Here is a 21,200-nt window from a genome sequence, read left to right on the forward strand (position 1 = left end):
ACTTCCCGCTTAACTCCATGATGATCTAATCGTAGGAATTGCGATTAATTCACATATTTTGGAAACAACGCTCACTATCCTTAATGAAAAAGCTTGGATACCTTCACGTCAAAGATCCTGTTTCCCATAAAATTAGGTAGTATTCTCGATAAATCATACAGTAATGCAGCACGAAATGAATTGTCTAAAATTCGGTTTCATGAAATTCTCATGACTTTCTATTGCTACAGCATAGCCCTCCTCTTATCATGAATGTTTAGAATTTAGTTATCTGGCCAATATATGTTACGAGTTTTATTCTTACTTCTAAGCTTAGTCTTAAAGCAAGAAGATATCATGGCAGCATCAATCTTCAGTGCGGAAGTAGTATTAGATGACAGTAGTGAAACTACTGAGCAAATCGCGAAGGTAAAAGTGTTTGTTGACGTACTGATCAAAGCATCCGGACAATTAAATGTGAGTGAAAATCTAGTTATCCAAAAGGCATTTCCAACTGTGAATCAGTACATAACTCAGTTAGAGTACGGAAATATTAACGGGCAACGCAGCCTTATTGTTTGGTTTGACGATGCCAAAATACGGACTCTGTTGATGCAAGCGCAAACGACGTATTGGGGTTTGCCTCGTCCAGAAATATTGTTCTGGGTTGTCGAAAATACAGTTACTCGACGTAATGTTATTTGGGAGCAATCAGGTTTACATCTGATTGATGAGTTAAAGGTTCAGGGTGAACGCCGAGGTTTACCTGTTCTCATCCCTGTGGGTGACTTTGACGATGTAGTTACTATTTCGGTTTCTGATCTATGGGGTGGCTTTATGCAACCAATTCAGGATGCCAGCGCTCGCTATAATCCCTCTGGGGTGGCAGTGGTAAAAATATATGGTAATGAATTAAGCTGGCAACTATTTCCAAATATTACAACCATGGGACATGATGTACCCATTGAAGGTTATGCATTTGGGTCTCGCTTTCTTATGTTTTCTCAGATGATCAACGATATATCTGACTTCTATGCTCAGCACCTCGGTATAACTTTAGGGGAGGAAAATAGAAGTGAAAAACAGCTACAAATTTTTGGACTCGACTCTGCAGAAACATTCTTCATAGTTGAACGTATACTGAAAGGGCTGAATTCAGTGGCAACTGTGCATCTTGAATCCTTGATGGGGGGGGTTGCAATGTTTCGAGTGAACTTATTGGCATCAGAAAACGTATTCTACAATGAAATAATGCCAGAACATCGTCTTCGTCGTATTGAAACAACGGAGGACAGGATTGAACCACTGGTTGATAGGAATCCGGTCTCTGACTCTTTAGTCGTTGGTAGAAAAAGTAGTATTGGTGTCGATGCTGTCACATCTATTGATTCTGTACTACAAACACCAAATGAACCCATCCTTCGTTTCCAGTGGAATGGTTAATCTCGTTCCACGGGTAACACCAATTACTTTGAATGTATAATGATATAAGTAGGTGATCAAGAAAGAATGTAGTTTCTTATTTATTTTTCAAGCTCTGATTTTTCTTCTTTTACCTCTGTAGACAATTTTCAATTCTAATCCTAGTTTCTAATCCTCCCTTATTACCGTAGTAAATATTGTAGATAAAAGACACGGATATCAGTAGCAACTCAATCGATGGAAATATACAATCGTCTTCATCGAACTACAGTAAGGTAAAGATATGAACTAGGTCATGTATTCAATTAAGTAACCTCAGATCTGCATAAACGCCTGCTTATCAAGCTGAGTCATCTTGATACTCGGCTTTTTTGGTTTAAATTAATACACGATGAGCCCCGCCATAAAGCTGATACAACTACGGTGCTGAGAATACTCGATTTGGGATATATTTTTTAGTTGGTCAAAAACGGGTTAGATAATAAATAATTTCCGAAGCATCAAGCGATCCCAAAGTTTCATCACTTTGGGTTTCATGTTTTTTATACCCGTTCTAAGTGTCACTCCCCTGTCTGCAAGTTCCTGCTCCAATGGACCATAGATATAACCTTTATCTCCGCATAAACACCCCAAAATCTCGTTAGCCATTTCCGGCACAAGCTTCCTATCATTCACGTTAGTAGTCATCAATTTTACTGAGATAATACCACCTTGGTCATTGATAATCAGGTATGATTTGAGACTGTAGAACCACCTCCTCATTCATTTTCCTCGCTTCTCGGCACCTTTAAAAACCTGATGTCTGAGAATACGTAGGTTCTGATAAACCTGTAGCTTAGACGAATTAACGAAAGTAATCCCTGACGGTGAGTGAGGTAAGAGCACAATGTAACCAGAACATCTTGCATGAGCTTGAGCATTCGTGTATGGCTGATCAATTCGGAAAATTCGTTAGCGAGGTAGTGGCAAACAAAGTGGATGTAATAGGTTTTGAAATCTCGATACCAAGATTGATGGAAAGCTATCACCCTCGTCATCACTTCGCTAACTGAGAGGCGAAAAGGCTTGTTTTTTGTTTGATACCGGAAAAATGAGGTGTTTTTTCCATGCAGAGAGGAAAGTCTGGTAGAAATTGACGAAAACAGCGTCTAAGTTATTCAATGCCAAAGTCCTTATGCAGTCAATAGTTTTTTTCAAACGATCAGATTGCGAATTCGGCATTTAGTTCATTTCTTATGCGCAACTCAGGTTAATTACTGGAGGAACACTGTCCATAGCATGTTTTTATCCTTATTCCATAACTATGTAACAAGATAGGATTAGAGTGGGAGATATCAGGGCTTTACTGATTGAATTAAGCCGTAAAGATATACGGCGAAGGTGAATGGAAGATTCGTAAACACCGTAAGGAAAAGCGGCAGATCTGGTGCAAACTTCATATTGACTTTAATGTGTCTATTCATCAGGTTATCTCTGCAAAAGTTAGCTTAATTTCTGTGGGTGATAATGAGGTTTTACCTACATTGCTTAACCCATTACGACGAAAGAGACAACAAGTTAATGTTGATGGAGTTTCTAACACAAAAGCATGTCACCTCCTACTGAAAAATAAAGGAATATCGCCCAGTATTCCACCGCAAAGCAATTCGGAGTACTGGAAAGAACGGCATCCTAGGAATGAAGCTGTAAAAGAGTTAAAAGAAGATAAATTAGCGGAGTGGAAAAAGGACAGGGGTTATCATAAACTCTCATTGGCAGAGATAGCAATGTTTCGCTATAAACAATTACTCAACCATAAACTTACTCTTCGTGATGACAATGATCAAGTTAGTGAAACGTTAGCAAGTGTGAAAGAGATGGACAGCGTTATAAGACTAGGTGTGCCTGTTTACCAGCAAACAAATTAAGACTATAAAGGATATTTTGATCAATCTGTTATAGGCCTGATTTAATCAACAATGCCTCTCTAGACTAGTAAGAGTAAATCAGATTTTTTGAATATTTTCAAGTAACAAGAAATATTCTCATGTGCGAGTATTACATACTGGTGTGAAGCGTTACATAATGATACAAAGAGATTTTTTACCTACAACATTAAGTATAAAGACTCAAAAGAACCACAGTCTGTCAGCTACAGAGACCAAACAACAACCTATTCTTGTTATACTCCCCAGAAATAGCTGATTCCTTTAACCAAAAAATAATAAAAATTGACTTAAGTTACAATATATGAACAAGATTTACATCTTGGTAATCTATTCACAAATCTTATGTGGATATAATGTCGACCTATTTTGGGACTCTAAGATATTAACATTAACAATGTGTCCACATTCTATTTCTAGCGCAGACATCAACACTGAATTTTCTTTCCATTTATTTTCAACAAAATGTGGCAAAAAATCTATTATTGACTTGGTGATTTCATAAGACGCCGAGTCCCAATACAACGTAGGGGTGTGATCAACACTATAGTAATTTACTTTACTCTCCACTATAGAATTAGGATTATCGAAACCAGTAGGCTTAGCAAAGTAAAAACCCAGTCCATGGTCACAACTAACATCGATGATGTCGATAGGGGTTTTGAAGTTATCCAATTCCCCATTTCTAATAAACATAATTGGCTTTAGTATATTTTGTAACACACAGTTAACGATAATATCGTAAGATGATAACTCCTTAGCACAAGGAACTGGTTGCATATTACTGTTCTCTAGCATATTTTCACCAGACAAATTAATTATTCTTTTGTATTTCACACTTTCTATTGGTGCTTTTATTAGATAAACCGGTCTTTTGCTAAAAACGGTTATGTCCTTTATACCCAATGATTTTAAACTATTAATTGCACCTCGTGCAGTAGCACCAAAACCTAAAACTGCAGCCTTTATTTCCTTACCAAAATATCCGTTTTTTCCTGTCAGCATCATCATATGTTGTACAGATGCGTACCCCGCCAACTCATTATTTCTATGGAAAATATGAGTATCATCTTCCCCACCATACATAGCTTCCCATGCGATTAACGTCATTTTTTTGACTATCGCTGCTTCTGTTATATTTGTATCTTGTACACAATGGGGCCAACCCCACAATATTTTACCTTCTGAGAAATGAGTATAATCATTTTTAGAAGGTTTAGGTAAAAGCCATATATCTCCTACCTCAAATAAGTTGTCTCGCGTTTCTACACCACCAAACTCTTCAACCAAAAATGAATCATCAATTCCAAATCTATCACCATAGCCACTTTCAAAAATAAGGAAGGGTTTAATGTTATTGGGTATTAAATGGAACAGTGATGGATGAAGTGGAATCCGTTTTTCATGTCTTTTATTTGACGTACCAAACACAGATATTTTTTTCATTTTAATCTACTCCCTTCTAGGATTTGTTTCAAATCTTCATCTCAAGGCTTAGATATCAATGATAATCCATACGCCTAGTATATAATAAGGTCCTGCATTTGAAAACTCTTAAAGCACCTCGCTTTAGCATGGCTGATACGATTATGTATTCAATAAGTTGAATAGTTCGTCAGTATGAGTTGCACCCACGTTGTCTAATACTGCAGAAATCATGTGTCCTCACAGGATTTGTAACCATGAAAAAATTCATTTTCCAGAAAGAAACAAACTCATTGAACACACGATTCAATTTTGAGTATCCGAGATATATTTAAGGAGTAAATTCTTGCTATCGCGGGCAAGACAGTGCGAGGTTCTTTCGACAAGAGTGTCACGCCGTGATGTGTTTTTTAAAAAGGTTAAAATTGAAGAAAAATCAAATGAAATGCACAACCTCGCGAAGAGTCAGCGATATTAAAGTACACTACTGCATCTTCTTTTGGTTTAGAGATGTGTATGGCTCATACTTAACCTGAGTTGCGCATAAGAAATGAACTAAATTCCAAATTCGCGATCTGATCGTTGGAAAAAAACTATTGACTGCATATGACTGCATAAGGACGTTGGCATTTAGTTCATTTCTTATGCGCAACTCAGGTTAAGTAAATGGCGGTATGTCTACATTTTGGTCGATGGTATTTACTGCAAAGTTCGGATGGATGATAAACTGTACCTACTTGTTGTCATCGGCGTCGATGATGCCGGCCGCAAGCAAATTTTAGTCGTTATCGATGGGGTACAGGAGGTCAGAGAGCAGTTGGCTTGAAGATCTATCACAGCTAACGTCCCAAGATATCAGTATCGCTCCTGAACTCGCCATTGGTGATGGCGCTTTCTGTTTTTGGAATGCAGTGACAAAACAGTGGCCAACGACGCATCATCAACGCAGCTTGGTGCATAAAGCGACCAATGTATTAAACAAAAGTTCCAAAATCTATTCAACCCAGAATGAAAGAAGCGCTTCATGGTATCTGGATGGAGGAGACACAACAAGAGGCACAAAAATCCTTCGGACAGTTCGAAATACGATATGGTGCTAAATATCCCAAAGCAGAGGAATGCGTGAGAAATTATTTTTTAATCGAGGCTCCCTACCATACAAAGCCAGCGAGGGATCTTTTTGTTACCTACGAGATACCATTGCTCATCTACTTCGCAGATAAGAACCACTTTCTGTACATAAATAGGGAATGCGACGACACAGTCGTGGCATAAGTTTTTTTAAAACTCGGACAACCGCATTAAATGAGGTTGTATAACATTCCAAAGCAGTTAAGAATACCAGAATTATTCATAGCAAGTTCAACTTGTTGCTCTTCTCTCCCAGCCTGACAAGCCCTGTATGTATACTCAAGCTGTAAGGTTCAGCAACATGCTTGGCAACGATAGCGTTAGTGTCTACTTATGCAAAAGCTTGGCTTTTTATCCGAAGAAAAACCTATTGAATATATTAGTCAAAAAGTCACTGAGCCACGGTTTACTAATGCTTAATGATATTGTTTCCAGTTGTTGATCTTCTGCTTAGCCTTTACCCATCCATAAATTACCTCCCGCTTAACTCCATGATAATCTGATTGTAGGAATTGCGATTAGTTCAGGTATTTAAAAAATAATACCAGTGAGGAAGGTAAGGTTGTAGTTTTTTTACAGATATAGGGTTGCATATACCAGTTCAGTTCATTATTCTTTATCTTTAATTATCGCCTTCACTATTTTATTCTTTCTATTGCCTTCTCGCCTATTAAAAAATAACCGCCATACAAAATAGGCAAATAGAAAACCGAAAACAAGGATAATATCAAATCCTAAATTAACATCATCAATCCCACCTATCATATTCGTCCCTCACTTATTAATGACCTAAAAATGAACCAGGTAAACAAAACAAGTATACTTGTAAAGTGCATCAGTACATAAAAACATGGCAGGGGTGGAGAGATTCGAACTCCCAACACGCGGATTTGGAATCCGCTGCTCTACCAGTTGGAGCTACACCCCTGTGGTTATTTCAAAGGACTTAACTCTCTCTTACATAAAAGAGAGGAATGCACGGAACTAGAATTTGCGATCTACAATGTAAAAAGCTGACATTCAAGCCGAACGGAAACCTTCTTCACAGTAACATGGATTTTCTCACACCTCATGTGATTTTTATCATTCATCACACGGAAACTAAGCACTACAATTGTCACCATTAAATTTCATTTGCTGAATTCATCGCCTTCATTTTTACTTAGTCATATATTACGTCACTCTTCCCTAATGGGATATTCGCTCAAAACAGACTCTATCTACGCTATATTTATTATTGGGTATAGGCTTATAAATATCTAGAAAGCAGATATTCTATAAATACTATCAATGTCCTATTTTATTTAGTTATAACCCCTTGGTAATTGTAGAGTGAAGCAACACCGCTAAATACTCCCTTGCTGAATCAATACTTACAGACCTGATTATTTATCTCCTAGGATTCAATAAACCCGATTTCCTAGATTAAAGATGTAACTCCCCACCTCTGATGCTTTCAGAGGTTCAGATGTTCAGAGGTTCAGATCCCTGCTTTTATCACAACAAAAGCCCCTTCTCAATAAGCCAACCTCCTCGCTAGCCTGAAAATAAACTCACCCCATAATATTCTACATCCAACTCACGAGACACGTCAAATAGCTAATAACCTCTCCCATGCAATCAATTTCAGTACTAACCTGTACTCAGCCAATATCTAGGAGCGAAACACCGACATCGATACGGATTTTTGGATAGTATCCACCTGCCATCTTCATGAGTACCTTTTATCCATTTATATATGCCACTTCCGTCAGGAAGTGCCATGATCTACCTCCCGCACCTCGTCGAATTTTCATTCGAATCAGTCAACCCCACTTACTGCCAGACGCAGGGAAAAAACATGAGTTCTTTATGTTCACCTAGCGCTTCAAGTTTAGCCTGTATACCGGAAAAACTTTAAGAGGCAGCTTGACATATTTTTAAAGAACACCGTGGTCTGAATTTATTTCCTAAATACATTACGCCAATAATAACTTATACTTATAGTAAGTGGTGGAGCTAGACGGGATCGAACCGTCGACCTATTGCATGCCATGCAAGCGCTCTCCCATCTGAGCTATAGCCCCAAAAGTTAGGTGGTAGAGTACGACTCATAACCAGACAATCAACTAATTCAAAGTCTGCTTGACCTACCTAGTTAAGCTCACGAACCACGTTTCCATTAGAACGTGGGGAAAGAAAGACAGTGAATATAGAAAGCCTTTTAAGCAAGTAATACACTCTATTTTATAATGCCTAGATATTTCAACCTTTTTTTTATCTTTATATACCTATTGCAAATACTTACATTAACAGTGCCTATAACAAATAGCGCTTATCCTGCAAAAAACCTTACCGAAATATAAGTTATTCTCTTATGCTACCAATGAATCCCATAAAATGGTGATCTGTTTGCACTTTCCCTATCATACATGATGGTAACTGACCTGTGATTACTAGGGGCTGCCAATCTTTGCTGTACAGAACCCGCTCAACTATATAACGATAACGGCAACCACATGAACATAAATACCCGTGATACCACGCTGACGTAATTTCTTTCCGATTTTACATATGCAGTTGAAACTGAAAGATATTACTTAATTCTTCTCAAGGGATTTTCTACTAAATGACGATATTCACATAAAGATTATGTTTATACTACCTTTATTGATATCTCGCTTATCATTTCGCTTAACAATGACGGTCTTTCCATCTTTTATGCTCTATATCTTTATATGATATGCTCTACATGTTTCCTGAATGATGTACTCTCATACACCCTTATCAGAAACAATCGTATTGCATATTGACTTCGGCAAACCAGTTTACAAGACTTTCTACATGGAACAATATCGAGCATTTCTCATTTTTATAACTCAAAGTAGGAAGACAATATGATGCTTTATCTGTGATAAAGATAAATTTTTATTAAACTACCATGAAATATTTTTCTATTTTCTCATGGAGAGATCTCACTATCCAAGTACTGTATTGATGTGCTCGAACAATTGAACCCTCAATAAAGACCAATTCAAAGTCAAAAATCTTAGATAACAATATGAAATATTTCTATAAAATGATTTTTCTAGACTAAAAATTAAATCTTCGATATACACAGCTCCACTCTCCAAATAGATGTGATAAATCTCTCCACCGAATACTAGTTCACACTCGATAGAGAATACCTTAAAAAGTTATTATATCTTCTCGACTGTTATAAACACGACCCGTGCTCTTCATTAATTGGAGTAAAAGTTCCTAGCGATTATTACTTAACAGGCTTTCTACTAGGTTATATTATTCTTGGTGAAGTAATTATAACGCTTCATCCTTCTGTTTAAAAACACTAATTAACAACTCACCTTTAACAGTATATTTTCCACAAAGTCCTGAATTGTCTTTCACCTCAATTTCAAGAGAAAGTGATATTTCTTCAACTTTCCTAAATTGATAGTTAAAACGAACATACAGCACCCTTAATGTGGTTCCAAACAAAATTATTATTCAATATACTAAAAAATTACGACAACCCTTCCTAGTTTTAAATTGAGTACAGTATTTTTATACTCCTCATGCTTCACCAAAAACTTTGCCATATCAATAAGGAGTTATTACAACTAATGTGTTACCTCTGATAATATTTTCTACTTAGAAAGCAATCTTAGTTGACTTTTAAGTATGCTGGAACATCAGCAATGCTATCGAGAATAATCGTTGCCAAGGACACACCTTCTTCTGTCACTTTCTTTCCAGTACGTACAAGTATTTTTGTCGTGATACCTACCGATTCTGCTGCACGAATGTCACTTACCTTATCACCAATCATCACCGAATTTTCCATATCTATCTTTAGGGTACTACTAGCATCAATGAGCATACCTGGTTTGGGTTTACGACAATCACAGTCCTTTTTATACATTCCATAACCATACTTTGGGTGATGAGGGCAATAGTAAATACCATCAAAATTCACGCCTCTATTGGAAAACTCCCATTTCATCCATTCGGTCAAAGACAGAAAATCATCTTCTGTATAGTAACCACGAGCGATTCCTGACTGATTAGTTATGAGTACAAGCAAATAACCCATCATTTTCAATGAGCGACACGCATCAAATACACCATCGATATATTCAAAGTCATCAACCTTGTTGAGGTAACCATGATCGATGTTAATCACTCCATCTCTATCAATAAATACTGCTGGTTTGCCCAAAGTTTTACCCTATATATTCTTAGCAGCCAAATATTACACACAATTAATTTTTCATCTATATGACCTACCTCTACAAGCATCTAACTATAGTAGAGTCCATGTCAATAGTTTCAGATCAGAGTACAATGTTATGAATTATTCACTTATTCCTTTAAATCACATTCAGTTACCATTTCCAGAAAAGTTTTTTGTTCCTTCTCAACCTAGGACTAGAGTATCCGCATGAGTGTTCATTATTTGGTTACTGAGGCAAATACCACCAAATAATACTAGCTCTAAAAATATAGAGTTCATCATGATGTGCATTTATTTCATCTGAACGTTTATTTTAATCACCTCTGTTCTCAACAGAGAAAAGGCCATGTACCTCAGACCTGCCAGGTCTTTTGCGGCATCTTTATGATAAATCTGGTGAGCATTTTCTTGCTTACTAACATCCAAGATCCCGTGCATGAATTCCATGCACCATTTCCTCATTACTGACCTCATTGAAATCAGCGTCTGTGATTTCAGTAACCTCTTCATGACCGGCGAACTCTGTACCCTTGTCTGACGTGAGGGTTTTAAAGTTATGGAAGGTAGAATTTACAATATTAATAAACATCTCCACCACTATATCTGCTTGCTTATTTGGCATCTTTCTAATACAACGGAGTATATTGGCTTTATCCACCACGGTAAGAAGAAAATATTTGTTCCCAGTCCCGACGACAGTGTCAATTTCGAAAAGACCAAACTGGGTCTTATAGTCTTCTATATCAGACCGTTTCTCAATACCAACACGGTTATTTATCTTTGCCTTATCGCTGATGGTCATGAATGAACACCTTAAGCTCTCTCTGAAATACAGCCAACCAGCCCGTATGCAGCGTTGTAGCGGGTTTATTTAGCCTGTTTTGACACAAGGCAATGACAGTATACGTCGTGAAAATTATTTAGGATATGACGCTTTATTTCTCGACAGATAGTGGGCGTTTTTTCCAAAATATCTGAACTAAGCGCAAATCCTATGATCAGATCATCATGGAGTTAAGCGGAAAGTGATGATGGGAAAGGGAAAGGGAACGAGAAAGAGAAAGGACAAGATCAGCAACTGAAAACAATATAATCAACCTGAGCTACGCATAAGACATGAACTAAATGACAAAGTCATAATCTGATCGTTTAAAAAACTATTGACTGCATAAGGACATGGGCATTGAATAACTTATGACGCTGTTTTCGTCAATGTCAACGATTTCTGCCAGACTTGCCTACCTGCATTGGAAAAACACTTCATTTCTTCCGGTGTCAAAGAAAGAAACAAGCCTTCTCGCCTCTCAGTTAGCGAAGTGATGACGATAATAATCGCTTTCCATCAATCTAGGTATCGAGACTTCAAAACCTATTACATCCACTTTGTTTTCCATTACCTCACTGTCATGGGTTGCCTTCGTTGATTCGTCCAAGTTACAGGTTTATCACAACCGACGCATTCTCAGACATCATGTTTTGCATGGGTACCGCGAAGAGAGGAAAAGGAACGATGTGGCGGTTTTACGGTTTCAAATTACACCTTATTATCAATGACCAAGGTAGCATTACCTCCGTCAAAGTAACGACGGCTAACGTGGATGATAGGAAGCCTATATCGGAAATGGTTAACGCTATTTAGGGGTATTTATACGGAGATAAAGGTTATATATCTGGTCCATTGGAACGGGAACTTGCAGACAATAGAGTGACACTGATAACGGGTATAAAAAACATGAAACCCAAAGTGATGAAACATTGGAACCGTCTGATACTCCAGAAACAATTTATTATTGAAACCGTTTTTGAACAACTAAAAAATATATCCAAAATCGAGCATTCTCGGCACCATAGTTGTACCAACTTTATGGTCAACTTGCTGGCGTGGCTTCTCGCATATTCATTTCAACCAAGGAAGCTGAATATCAAGATGACTAGGTTTGATAAGTAAGTACTTATGCAGATCTGAGGTTAATTAAATATGTTGGTAAAGTACGTGAAGCATTTTCAGATAAAGTGATCAGCGCAGGTAACATTGTTACAGATGACATGGTTGAAGAACTTATCATTGCTGGTACAGACATCGTGAAAATTCGCATTAACTAGGGTTCTGCATATACGACACATGTTAAAACAGGTGTAGGCTATCCACAACTGTCAGCGATCATTTAGTGGGCTGACGCGGCTCACGGTCTAAGTGGTCGTATCATCGGTGATTATAGTGGCTGTTCATGTACGGACGACGTTGCTAAGGCATTCGGTATAGGCGCTGATTTCGTTTGTGCGTTGTTTCATCTAATATAAATAACAACAGATTATTTTACATGTTGATGTAGCGCTTAATGCAACAGCATTAACATACTACTGATTAGTCCTTGCGCTTAACTAATCAGTCAGATAGAAAAATGCGTACCGTATTGATCCATAAAAGGGCGCTTTATTTTACAGATACTCAGGGGATATTGGCAAAATAAAACGACAATATGGCTAAGCCGACGAGGATCTAACTGACCTGATGGGGGATCATCAGGCAAATTGGCTTGGACGGGATAGTTACAATGCCAGCACCAACCATGGAATAACTGATATTCAGTAATATACAACGATTTTTTAGGTAACTCAAAAACTTGATGACAATGGGTAAACTCCATGTTCGGAAAAATATTCCCAACGCATTGGGTGCAGTAAGTATCTGGCTGACAAAACACAATGGAATCGGTTTCTTTGAGATCGCTTACTGGTCTTTCGTATCCCTCATAGCTAGGTTGAGTGCCCACCTGATTTTGGCTGCGAGGGTGTTGAGATTTTTTCGATCGTCCCTTGCTGCGGAGGAGTTTGACGACGAAGAGCGTGATGAGTTCCATGAACTAGCAGACAACCTAGCTGCGTACTCACGAAGCGTGTTCCATAGTTCACGGATGAGTGCGTTGGCTTACTCAGAGCCCAATGCTTCCACCGTGGGTGGTTCATTTTCAAATGCTTCTTTTTCATGAATCCAGTTTGGCAGGCTGAGAAGATCACTCAATAGGCAATTATCGATCGGGAGATGATCATCACTTATTACTTTTACATGGGGGACTGGTGAACGATTACCAATTTACCTGCACAAACCTGTAATCACAGTAACGGTAACCAAAAACTTTGTCGATTAGGGTTGTCACTGGTAATATGGCGATTTTATACCTTCCAATTCTGTAACTTGATAAACGGATAGCATTAAATGCGTACCAGTAAATACCTTATCTGTACCCTGAAGGAAATACCAAATAACACAGAAGTCATTAGCCACCAACTAATGTTACGAGCCGGCATGATACGAAAACTGGCTTCAGGCCTGTACACTTGGTTGCCAAGCGGGTTGCGGGTTATTCAAAAGGTCGAAAACATTATTCGTGAAGAGATCAATAACGCAGGTGCTATTGAAATACTGATGCCCGTTGTTCAACCGTTAGAACTATGGGAAAAAACAGGTCGTTCTGAGAAAATGGGCCTTGAACTTCTTCGTTTTACTGACCGCCATACACGGTCGTTTATTCTAAGTCCAACAGCAGAAGAAGTAGTCACCAATCTGATTATAAGTGTGGTCAACTCGTATAAGCAACTACCACTGAACCTGTACCAAATCCAAATAAAATTCCGTGATGAAGTACGTCCACGTTTTGGTGTGATGCGAGCCCGTGAATTCACCATGATGGATGCATATAGCTTCGATTTGGATAAAAAAGGCTTGCAACAGTCTTATGAAGCAATGCACATAGCTTATTGTTCTGCATTCGATCGTATAGGCCTAGACTACCGTATAGTTCTGGCAGACACAGGTGCTATCGGTGGTTCAGCATCTCACGAGTTTCACGTACTAGCGAACAGCGGGGAAGATTTAATTGCGTTCTCAACTGCATCAGGCTACTCCGCCAACGTCGAAATGGCTGAAGCACTGACCCCTGCTGATAATCCCGCTGAACCGACGCAAGAAATGACACTTATTGACACTCAGAATACCAAAACTATCGCTGAACTAGTGAAGAAATTTAACCTACCCATTGAGAAAACAATCAAGACCATGTTCGTAAAAGCGTCTGATAAATCTAAAGGAAAGTTCGTTGCATTGTTGATTCGTGGTGACCATGAACTTAACAAAATTAAAGCCGAAAAACTACCTCAGATCGTAAACCCACTTGAGTTAGCAACAGAAGAAGAAATTCGTACAATTGTTGATGCAGGTCTAGGTTCGTTGGGTCCAGTTAACCTGAAAATGACTTTTATTGCAGACCGTAGCGTTGCAGCAATGAGCGATTTTTGTGCTGGTGCTAATATTGATGACAAACATTACTTTGGCATCAACTGGGGTCGTGACGTTCAACTAGGTGAGGTTGCAGATATTCGTAACGTTGTTGTAGGTGATCCTAGCCCTTGTGGTAAGGGTACTCTACAGCTTAAACGTGGTATCGAAATCGGTCACATTTTCCAGCTTGGTACTAATTATTCAGAAAAAATGAACGTTGGTATTCTTGGCCCTGATGGTAAAAATACCATTCTTGAGATGGGATGCTATGGTATTGGTATTTCTCGCATTGTTGCAGCGGCAGTCGAACAGAACCACGACAAAAACGGCATCATCTGGCCTGACTCCATTGCCCCTTTCTTAGTTGCCATCCTTCCAATGAACATGCACAAGTCTCATCGTGTTCGTGATGCTGCTGAAAAACTATATTCAGATCTAAAAAGAGCGGGTATCGAAGTATTGCTTGACGATCGCAAAGAGCGTTCCGGTGTGATGTTTTATGACATCGAACTAATTGGTATTCCCCATATTATCGTCATAGGCGAGCGCAGCATGAACAATGGTATGTTTGAATACAAACATCGGCGTGGTAGCGAAAAAGTGTCTGTTGTCATGGAAAATATGGTTGAATACGTGAAAGCAAAAATAACCTAACCATTCATAAATATATCCCTGCTTTAAGGGATATATTTATCTAACCTATATTCTCTGAGCACACAACCTTACTCTCAGGCGTTATTTTCCAAATATCAAAACTAATCGTAATTCCTACAATCAGATCATCTTGGAGTTAAACAGAAGGTGATGATGGGAAAGGCCAAGCACAATATCAGCAACTGGAAATAATATAATCAAGCATTAATAAACCGAAGCTCAGTCACTTTTTGTATATACATAGCTACCATTAAGGCATGGCATTGTCTAAAACATCACGGTTAACGTGGACGGGGTTTATATTTTCGGATACTGAAATTGAAATGCCACTGATGGTGAAAAGTATTTTCAAGCTCCTACTTCGTGGATTAGAAGGCTTTCTCACTTCGGTTTTTACGTTGATGAATGTCCCGCTGAAATCCCCTACATACACCTGCATTAGTAAGGGTTCTAAGAGCGTAAAAGTTAAGTACAGTTTGCCGAATCGAGGAACGGTCGACCACGTGTTATTGATGCCACAGGCCTAAAGGTATAAGACGAAGGTGAACTGAAAACGCGTTAACTAAGTAAAGAGGAATGGCGGATCTGGCGCAAACTTCATCTTGCCGTTGATGTGTCTACTCATGAGGTAATTGCTGCAGCAGTTAGCCTAGTTTATGTGGATGACAATGAGGTTTTACCTACATTTCTTAACCCATTACAACGCAAGCTACAGCAAGTCAGTGCTGATGGAGCCTATGATACAAGAACGTGTCACCACGTACTAAAAACAAAGGAATAACGCCCAGTATTCCGCCTCTAAGCAACGCGGGGTACTGGAAGTAGGTCATCCTAGAAATAAAGCTGTAAAGGCATTAAAAGAGGACAAACTAGCTGAGTGAAAAAATGACTTGGTTTATAACAAACACTCATTAGCAGAAACAGCAATGTTTCGCTATAAATAATTGCTCAGCCATAAACTCATGCTTCGTAATTACAATGCTCAAGTTAGTTAAGCGCTAGCAAATGTGAAAGCGATAAATAAAATTCTAAGACTCGGTATGCCTGTTCACCAGAAGACAAATTAAGACTGTAACAAATATTGGGATCAGTGCATTATAGGCCTGACTTAATCAACAACACCTAGTGCTGGCGACATTTATTGATATTGTAACTTCAACCTTCCATAATTTCTAAACCCTCACGTTAGACAACGGTACAGAATTCACTGATCATGAATAGGCTGCTAAAATTACAGACGCTGATTCCTATTTTAACCTCAAATCTGCATAAGCGCTTTCTTATTAAACCACGTTATCTGGATACTCGGTTTCTTTGGTTGAAATGAATACGCGAAAAGCCCTACCAGCAAGTTAACCATAAAACTGATACAACTACGGTGCTGAGAATGCTCGATTTGGGATATGTTTTTTAGTTGGTCAAACTGATTTCAGTCATAACCTGAGTTGCGCATAAGAAATGAACTAAACGCACAAAGACCTTGTGCAGTCAGTAGTTTATTTCTTATGCGCAACTCAGGTTATTTTACCAGACCGTATCGGTCAAGTGATCAGAGGCTAAATAAGTATACCAATGGTCTGATAAGGCGATTTTTACCCAAAGAAACTGACTTAAACCAAGTCAGTAATGAAGAAATTGACAAGATAGAACACCTACCTCAATAAACGAGGTAGAGCGAGTTTCAGATATCTCTCTCATAACGCTATTTTCTAGAGTGTTTGATGGCGGCTTAAGATATAATACCTCTGCCTTTCAGGTGACGTTAGTCCGTTTTATTTAGTCCGTTTTATTACTTCCTAAATTTTATCTAGTACTAGTTAATCTTTGCAAACGCAAATTGTTCATGCACTCAATACATGATGTTTATACCAAACTAGATCACACTCCTGACCTTCATACCCTTTACACACGAAGAGCTCAGCCACCGCAGCTAAGTGTTCTCCGTAGAAGACCAATGGTGTTCTACGTCTAGACCAACTCGGAATTCCATATTCTTGATACAGTTTCTTAAGCTTCCGCTTTCCTTGTCGACCAATAGGGTTTGCACTAATCCCTTCAGGATTAAACCTGACCCAAACGGGTTCATTCTCCATTGGTGTTCTAAGTGACCATCGACTTTTACCACCAAACATCAAACACAATTCACCTACACCATCAGGCAACTGCAATGATGTTCCCATCTCTAGTCGTGAATGCCACTCAGTGATGTCTTGACAGTCAGGAATAACATACAAACATTTTTGAAAACGTACAACTTTCCAGGAGCCTAACTGCAATTTTGGATTAGCATCACTGGATGCTGTAATAACCGACGAAAACACCTCTTGTAGCTGCGCTTTAGAAACTGATATATTCGATGTCTGTTTCAACCATCTCCGAACTAACGCAACTTGAATGCTCTTCGAGCATCCGTTAAGTGCAGATAAGGATAAAACATTAGACTCCAACATCACCTTACTATAATGCTCACTCAACAGCTCTTCAAGTAGTTGTTCTTGTTCTGCACATAAAACAGCCGAACGATTTATTGATTTGGTTAACCCAGGCCAACGCGTTTGAGCTGAAGGTAACCATGAATGACGAATAAAATTACGATCAAATCGACAATCTAAGTTACTTTCGTCATCGATCCAACTTAATCGTTCGTCGTAGGCATAGCGTTCAATTTCTTTGCGGGTAACTGATAATAACGGTCTGAGTAATTCCGCATGTCCTAAAGGCCGAATCAAGGGCATCGCTGATAAACCAGCAGGACCACTTCCACGCTTCAGCGCAAGCAAGAATGTTTCAGCTTGATCATCAGCATGTTGTCCAGTGACAATCAATGCATTCACTTCAGTATTATCTAAAAGTGCCTTATAACGTGCATCTCTCGCTACTTCTTCAATACTATTCCCATATCGTTCCACGGAAACATTTACACCTTTGAAAGGGAAGCCAATATCCTCGACCAACTCCTCACATTGTTGCATCCATTGATCCGACTCTTTACTAAGTCCATGATCAACATGAATCACCAGATAACGATGATTCGAATGCGTATCCCGATAGTTCGAAAGAAGGTCAAGCAATACACGTGAATCAATCCCTCCACTAAAGGCAAGTACTATTTGACGAGAACGTGACGTATAACTATCGAGGACATTTTCAAACAGAGAAAATAACATAAGCCCCTCAAGGGTATCGAATTAGCATTTTTATAGAGGAAATATATAAAAGAGTCATATAACATATAGACCCTTCCTTCATCTTATCTCCACTATTAACAGTAACCATAACTTAGAAGACGCTGATAACGACGTTCACACAACACCGATGCATCTAGTGGTACCAAATCACCAAGCTGCTGGATCAGGAGTGCTTTGATATTAGAAGCTATCTGAGCATAATTCCGATGTGCACCACCCATAGGTTCAGGAATAATGTTATCAATCAAGCCCAGCTCTTTCAGACGTAGTGACGTGATGCCCATAGCTTCTGCGGCTTGTGGCGCCTTACCAGAATCCCGCCAAAGAATAGAAGCACAACCTTCTGGGGATATCGTGGAGTAAGTCGAGTACTGCAGCATATTGACATAGTCGCCCACTCCAATCGCCAACGCACCCCCTGAACCACCTTCACCAATAACCGTGCAAATAATAGGTACAGTTAAACTAGACATTTCTTTCAGGTTGCGCGCAATTGCTTCAGACTGGCCACGCTCTTCTGCACCAACACCAGGGTAAGCTCCAGCAGTATCAATGAACGTAATAATTGGCATTTTAAAACGCTCCGCCATTTTCATCAGGCGCAAAGATTTGCGGTAACCCTCTGGTTTAGGCATGCCAAAATTGCGAATAACCTTATCGCGGGTTTCTCGACCTTTTTGGTGCCCAATAATCATGACTGGTCGACTACCAATCCGTGCCATGCCACCGACGATAGCTTTGTCATCTGCGTATGCACGATCACCTGCCAATTCTTCAAATTCAGTGAATATCAGATCAGTATAGTCTAAAGTGTAAGGGCGTCTTGGGTGACGAGCAAGCTGTACTACCTGCCATGCGCCTAAGTTACTGAATATCTTTCTTGTCAATTCAGCTCTTTTTATCTCCAATTGCTCGATTTCTTTATCAAGGTTAACAGCGTCTAGATCGTCACTGCACCTAGACACGAGACGCAGGGCTTCAATTTTTGCTTCTAGGTCAGCAATTGGCTGTTCAAATTCAAGAAAATTAAGACTCATAGAGAGAATCCTGTTCAGGTAATTAAATTGCCCATTATTCGGTTATTTATTCAATAAATTGGAAGTCATACCAACATAACTGGAAATTCAGTATTCATGGTTTCCACCACTTAGATATCATGATTTCTAACAGAAGTTATCATCCATGAAGACACGTTCTGCACGAACACTAACTTATTGAACCCATGACTCATTATCCAATTAACCAGCCAAAAGTATCAATTAAATTCTAACTCAACTTGTTTATCTCCGAGAAGGCTTTTTAATTCATCAATCAGTTTATCGTCTGGTGTGACAGACCACTCTGTTCCTAAGACCAATTTCGCGCGTACATCGTCACGCTGATAATACAGATTAATAGGAATGCTTCCATCTCGGTGAGGTGCAAGAACTTCACTGAATCGTGAGAAAAATGTGTTATCAATTTGCCTCTCGGTAATCGAGATAGCAATACTGCGTAAGTATTTCTTACGAGCCTGAGAAATATCCAGAACTTCACGCGCACACATTTTAATACTACTATTAAAGTCATCGAAACTAACCTGTCCAGATACCACCAGAATCCGATCTTTCTCGATAAGATCCCGATATTTTTCTAATTCATCTGAGAACAACATCACCTCCATACGACCGGAACGATCGTCTAATGTTAGAATACCAATACGAGAACCACGCTTGGTTGTCATCACTTTTGCAGCGATAACCAAACCCGCCACGGTCGACACTACTTTTCGTTTCGTCGCATGGGCATCTTTCAAACTCCAAGTGATGTAATGCTTTAATTCTTTAATATAGCGATTGATTGGGTGTCCTGTTAAATAGAGTCCCAGGGTTTCTCTTTCTCTTTCTAGCCAAACTTTTTCTGGCCAAGGTGGTACTTGTACTGGCTTCTGATTAGCCTCTTCCAGTCTATCCGTCAGTACACCAAACATGTCAACCTGACCAAAGACTTTTGCGTGATGAAGCTGGTTTGCTGATTTAATCGCATCACCCAATAAGGACATCATCGCCGCTCGATGTGAACCAAGTCTATCCAATGCACCAGACTGAATAAGCTTTTCAATGACTCGTTTATTCACTTTTTTAGTGTCAATTCGTGCACATAAATCAAATAAATCACAAAAAAACCCCCCTTCCTCCCTCGCCTCGATGATGTTTTCAATTGGGGCTTCACCTATCCCCTTGATCGCACCAACACCGTAAACTATTTCACCTTCTTTATTGACGTTAAATCGATATAAACCAACATTCACATCAGGTGGCAAGATGGTCAACTTCATACGACGACATTCTTCTACCAATCCGATGATTTTATCAGTATTATCCATATCTGCGGTCATTACCGCCGCCATGAACTCTGCTGGATAGTACGTTTTTAACCAAAGCGTCTGGTAAGACACCAACGCATAGGCTGCAGAATGCGATTTATTAAAGCCATAACCAGCAAATTTCTCAACTAGATCAAAGATCTTCATCGATAACTCGACATCGATGCCATTATTCAATGCACCACTTTCAAACGTGATACGTTGCTTAACCATTTCTTCTGGTTTCTTCTTGCCCATTGCGCGCCGAAGCATATCTGCCTCACCCAATGAATAACCAGCTAATATCTGCGCAATTTGCATCACCTGTTCTTGATACAAGATGATGCCATAGGTTGGTTCAAGAATGTGTCTCAGTGATTCATGTTGCCACTTTTCATCAGGATACGATACGGCTTCATGCCCACGCTTACGATTGATAAAGTTATCAACCATCCCTGATTGTAGGGGGCCAGGGCGGAATAAAGCAACCAGTGCAATCATGTCTTCGAAACAATCTGGTTGTAAACGCTTGATGAGATCTTTCATACCTCGTGATTCAAGTTGAAACACTGCAGTGGTTTCTGCCTTTTGTAAGATACTGAATGGCTCAGCGTCGTCCACAGAGATCTCTTCAATACGG

Annotated in this window: 11 protein-coding genes, 2 tRNA genes and 7 pseudogenes; 8 read left to right on the forward strand and 12 right to left on the reverse strand. The window is 39.2% G+C overall.

Annotated elements, in window-relative coordinates; translation table 11 throughout:
• Positions 1-336: 336 nt before the first annotated feature.
• A complete protein-coding gene (locus BTN49_RS10275) occupies positions 337-1,422 on the forward strand; it encodes a DUF2066 domain-containing protein (RefSeq protein WP_223823715.1) in 1,086 nt (361 codons plus the stop codon).
• Positions 1,423-1,716: 294 nt separating this feature from the next.
• On the opposite strand, the pseudogene BTN49_RS22590 reads toward BTN49_RS10275, so the two are convergent.
• Positions 1,717-2,562: pseudogene (locus tag BTN49_RS22590) on the reverse strand (IS982 family transposase).
• A gap of 206 nt (positions 2,563-2,768) precedes the next feature.
• Here BTN49_RS22590 and BTN49_RS10285 point away from each other — a divergent pair.
• Positions 2,769-3,308, forward strand: coding sequence for a transposase (locus BTN49_RS10285; RefSeq protein WP_097357100.1), 540 nt, complete (start codon positions 2,769-2,771; stop codon positions 3,306-3,308).
• 348 nt (positions 3,309-3,656) lie between these two features.
• On the opposite strand, the gene BTN49_RS10290 is transcribed toward BTN49_RS10285, so the two are convergent.
• Positions 3,657-4,772 carry a Rossmann-fold NAD(P)-binding domain-containing protein gene (locus tag BTN49_RS10290; RefSeq protein ID WP_097357101.1) on the reverse strand — a complete coding sequence of 372 codons (1,116 nt, stop codon included), beginning with the start codon at positions 4,770-4,772 and terminating at the stop codon, positions 3,657-3,659.
• Positions 4,773-5,542: 770 nt separating this feature from the next.
• On the opposite strand from BTN49_RS10290, the gene BTN49_RS13395 reads away from it, so the two are divergent.
• Positions 5,543-5,851: a transposase gene (locus BTN49_RS13395; protein ID WP_146679382.1), complete on the forward strand. Its 309-nt coding sequence runs from the start codon at positions 5,543-5,545 to the stop codon at positions 5,849-5,851.
• Between the two features lie 16 nt (positions 5,852-5,867).
• Here the strand turns inward: BTN49_RS13395 and BTN49_RS21255 are convergent.
• The 6 genes and pseudogenes from BTN49_RS21255 to BTN49_RS16280 all read right to left on the reverse strand — a co-directional run.
• Positions 5,868-6,202, reverse strand: a pseudogene (locus BTN49_RS21255) (IS1-like element transposase); the annotation flags it as partial.
• Positions 6,203-6,733: 531 nt separating this feature from the next.
• A tRNA-Trp gene (locus BTN49_RS10300) sits at positions 6,734-6,810 on the reverse strand.
• A 1,062-nt stretch (positions 6,811-7,872) separates the two neighbouring features.
• A tRNA-Ala gene (locus BTN49_RS10305) sits at positions 7,873-7,948 on the reverse strand.
• A gap of 404 nt (positions 7,949-8,352) precedes the next feature.
• Positions 8,353-9,104 (reverse strand): annotated as a pseudogene (locus tag BTN49_RS21260) (IS5/IS1182 family transposase).
• Between the two features lie 421 nt (positions 9,105-9,525).
• Entirely contained in the window at positions 9,526-10,080 is a 555-nt protein-coding gene (gmhB, locus tag BTN49_RS10310; protein ID WP_097357103.1) for a D-glycero-beta-D-manno-heptose 1,7-bisphosphate 7-phosphatase, read from the reverse strand.
• Positions 10,081-10,510: 430 nt separating this feature from the next.
• On the reverse strand, positions 10,511-10,897 hold the full coding sequence (locus BTN49_RS16280) for a hypothetical protein (RefSeq protein ID WP_199399552.1): 387 nt from the start codon (positions 10,895-10,897) through the stop codon (positions 10,511-10,513).
• Between the two features lie 385 nt (positions 10,898-11,282).
• On the opposite strand from BTN49_RS16280, the pseudogene BTN49_RS21265 reads away from it, so the two are divergent.
• From BTN49_RS21265 to BTN49_RS10340, 5 genes and pseudogenes are all read left to right on the forward strand, one after another.
• Positions 11,283-12,043 (forward strand): annotated as a pseudogene (locus tag BTN49_RS21265) (IS982 family transposase).
• 20 nt (positions 12,044-12,063) lie between these two features.
• Positions 12,064-12,372: pseudogene (locus BTN49_RS16300) on the forward strand (IMP dehydrogenase); the annotation flags it as partial.
• 350 nt (positions 12,373-12,722) lie between these two features.
• Positions 12,723-13,085 carry a hypothetical protein gene (locus BTN49_RS22595; protein WP_097357104.1) on the forward strand — a complete coding sequence of 121 codons (363 nt, stop codon included), beginning with the start codon at positions 12,723-12,725 and terminating at the stop codon, positions 13,083-13,085.
• A gap of 227 nt (positions 13,086-13,312) precedes the next feature.
• A complete protein-coding gene (locus BTN49_RS10335) occupies positions 13,313-15,028 on the forward strand; it encodes a proline--tRNA ligase (protein WP_097357105.1) in 1,716 nt (571 codons plus the stop codon).
• Positions 15,029-15,235: 207 nt separating this feature from the next.
• Positions 15,236-16,095, forward strand: a pseudogene (locus tag BTN49_RS10340) (IS5 family transposase).
• Positions 16,096-16,286: 191 nt separating this feature from the next.
• Here the strand turns inward: BTN49_RS10340 and BTN49_RS18355 are convergent.
• From BTN49_RS18355 to dnaE, 4 genes and pseudogenes are all read right to left on the reverse strand, one after another.
• Positions 16,287-16,448: pseudogene (locus tag BTN49_RS18355) on the reverse strand (IS982 family transposase); the annotation flags it as partial.
• 421 nt (positions 16,449-16,869) lie between these two features.
• A complete protein-coding gene (gene tilS / locus BTN49_RS10355; RefSeq protein ID WP_097357106.1) occupies positions 16,870-18,195 on the reverse strand; it encodes a tRNA lysidine(34) synthetase TilS in 1,326 nt (441 codons plus the stop codon).
• Positions 18,196-18,290: 95 nt separating this feature from the next.
• Positions 18,291-19,253, reverse strand: coding sequence for an acetyl-CoA carboxylase carboxyl transferase subunit alpha (gene accA, locus BTN49_RS10360; protein ID WP_097357107.1), 963 nt, complete (start codon positions 19,251-19,253; stop codon positions 18,291-18,293).
• A 218-nt stretch (positions 19,254-19,471) separates the two neighbouring features.
• The coding region (dnaE, locus tag BTN49_RS10365; RefSeq protein WP_146679384.1) for a DNA polymerase III subunit alpha at positions 19,472-21,200 on the reverse strand (1,729 nt) is incomplete at its 5' end.

It is taken from the genome of Candidatus Enterovibrio escicola (genome assembly GCF_002464935.1).
Lineage (GTDB): Bacteria > Pseudomonadota > Gammaproteobacteria > Enterobacterales > Vibrionaceae > Enterovibrio > Enterovibrio escicola.

What these genes read in the sequence shown, in the direction of transcription:
- BTN49_RS10275 (WP_223823715.1), top strand. Translation starts at nt 337, where the DNA reads ATGGCAGCATCAATCTTCAGTGCGGAAGTAGTATTAGATGACAGTAGT.
- BTN49_RS13395 (WP_146679382.1), top strand. Translation starts at nt 5,543, where the DNA reads ATGGGGTACAGGAGGTCAGAGAGCAGTTGGCTTGAAGATCTATCACAG.
- BTN49_RS10290 (WP_097357101.1), bottom strand. Translation starts at nt 4,772, where the DNA reads ATGAAAAAAATATCTGTGTTTGGTACGTCAAATAAAAGACATGAAAAA.
- BTN49_RS16280 (WP_199399552.1), bottom strand. Translation starts at nt 10,897, where the DNA reads ATGACCATCAGCGATAAGGCAAAGATAAATAACCGTGTTGGTATTGAG.
- tilS (WP_097357106.1), bottom strand. Translation starts at nt 18,195, where the DNA reads ATGTTATTTTCTCTGTTTGAAAATGTCCTCGATAGTTATACGTCACGT.
- BTN49_RS10335 (WP_097357105.1), top strand. Translation starts at nt 13,313, where the DNA reads ATGCGTACCAGTAAATACCTTATCTGTACCCTGAAGGAAATACCAAAT.
- BTN49_RS22595 (WP_097357104.1), top strand. Translation starts at nt 12,723, where the DNA reads ATGACAATGGGTAAACTCCATGTTCGGAAAAATATTCCCAACGCATTG.
- accA (WP_097357107.1), bottom strand. Translation starts at nt 19,253, where the DNA reads ATGAGTCTTAATTTTCTTGAATTTGAACAGCCAATTGCTGACCTAGAA.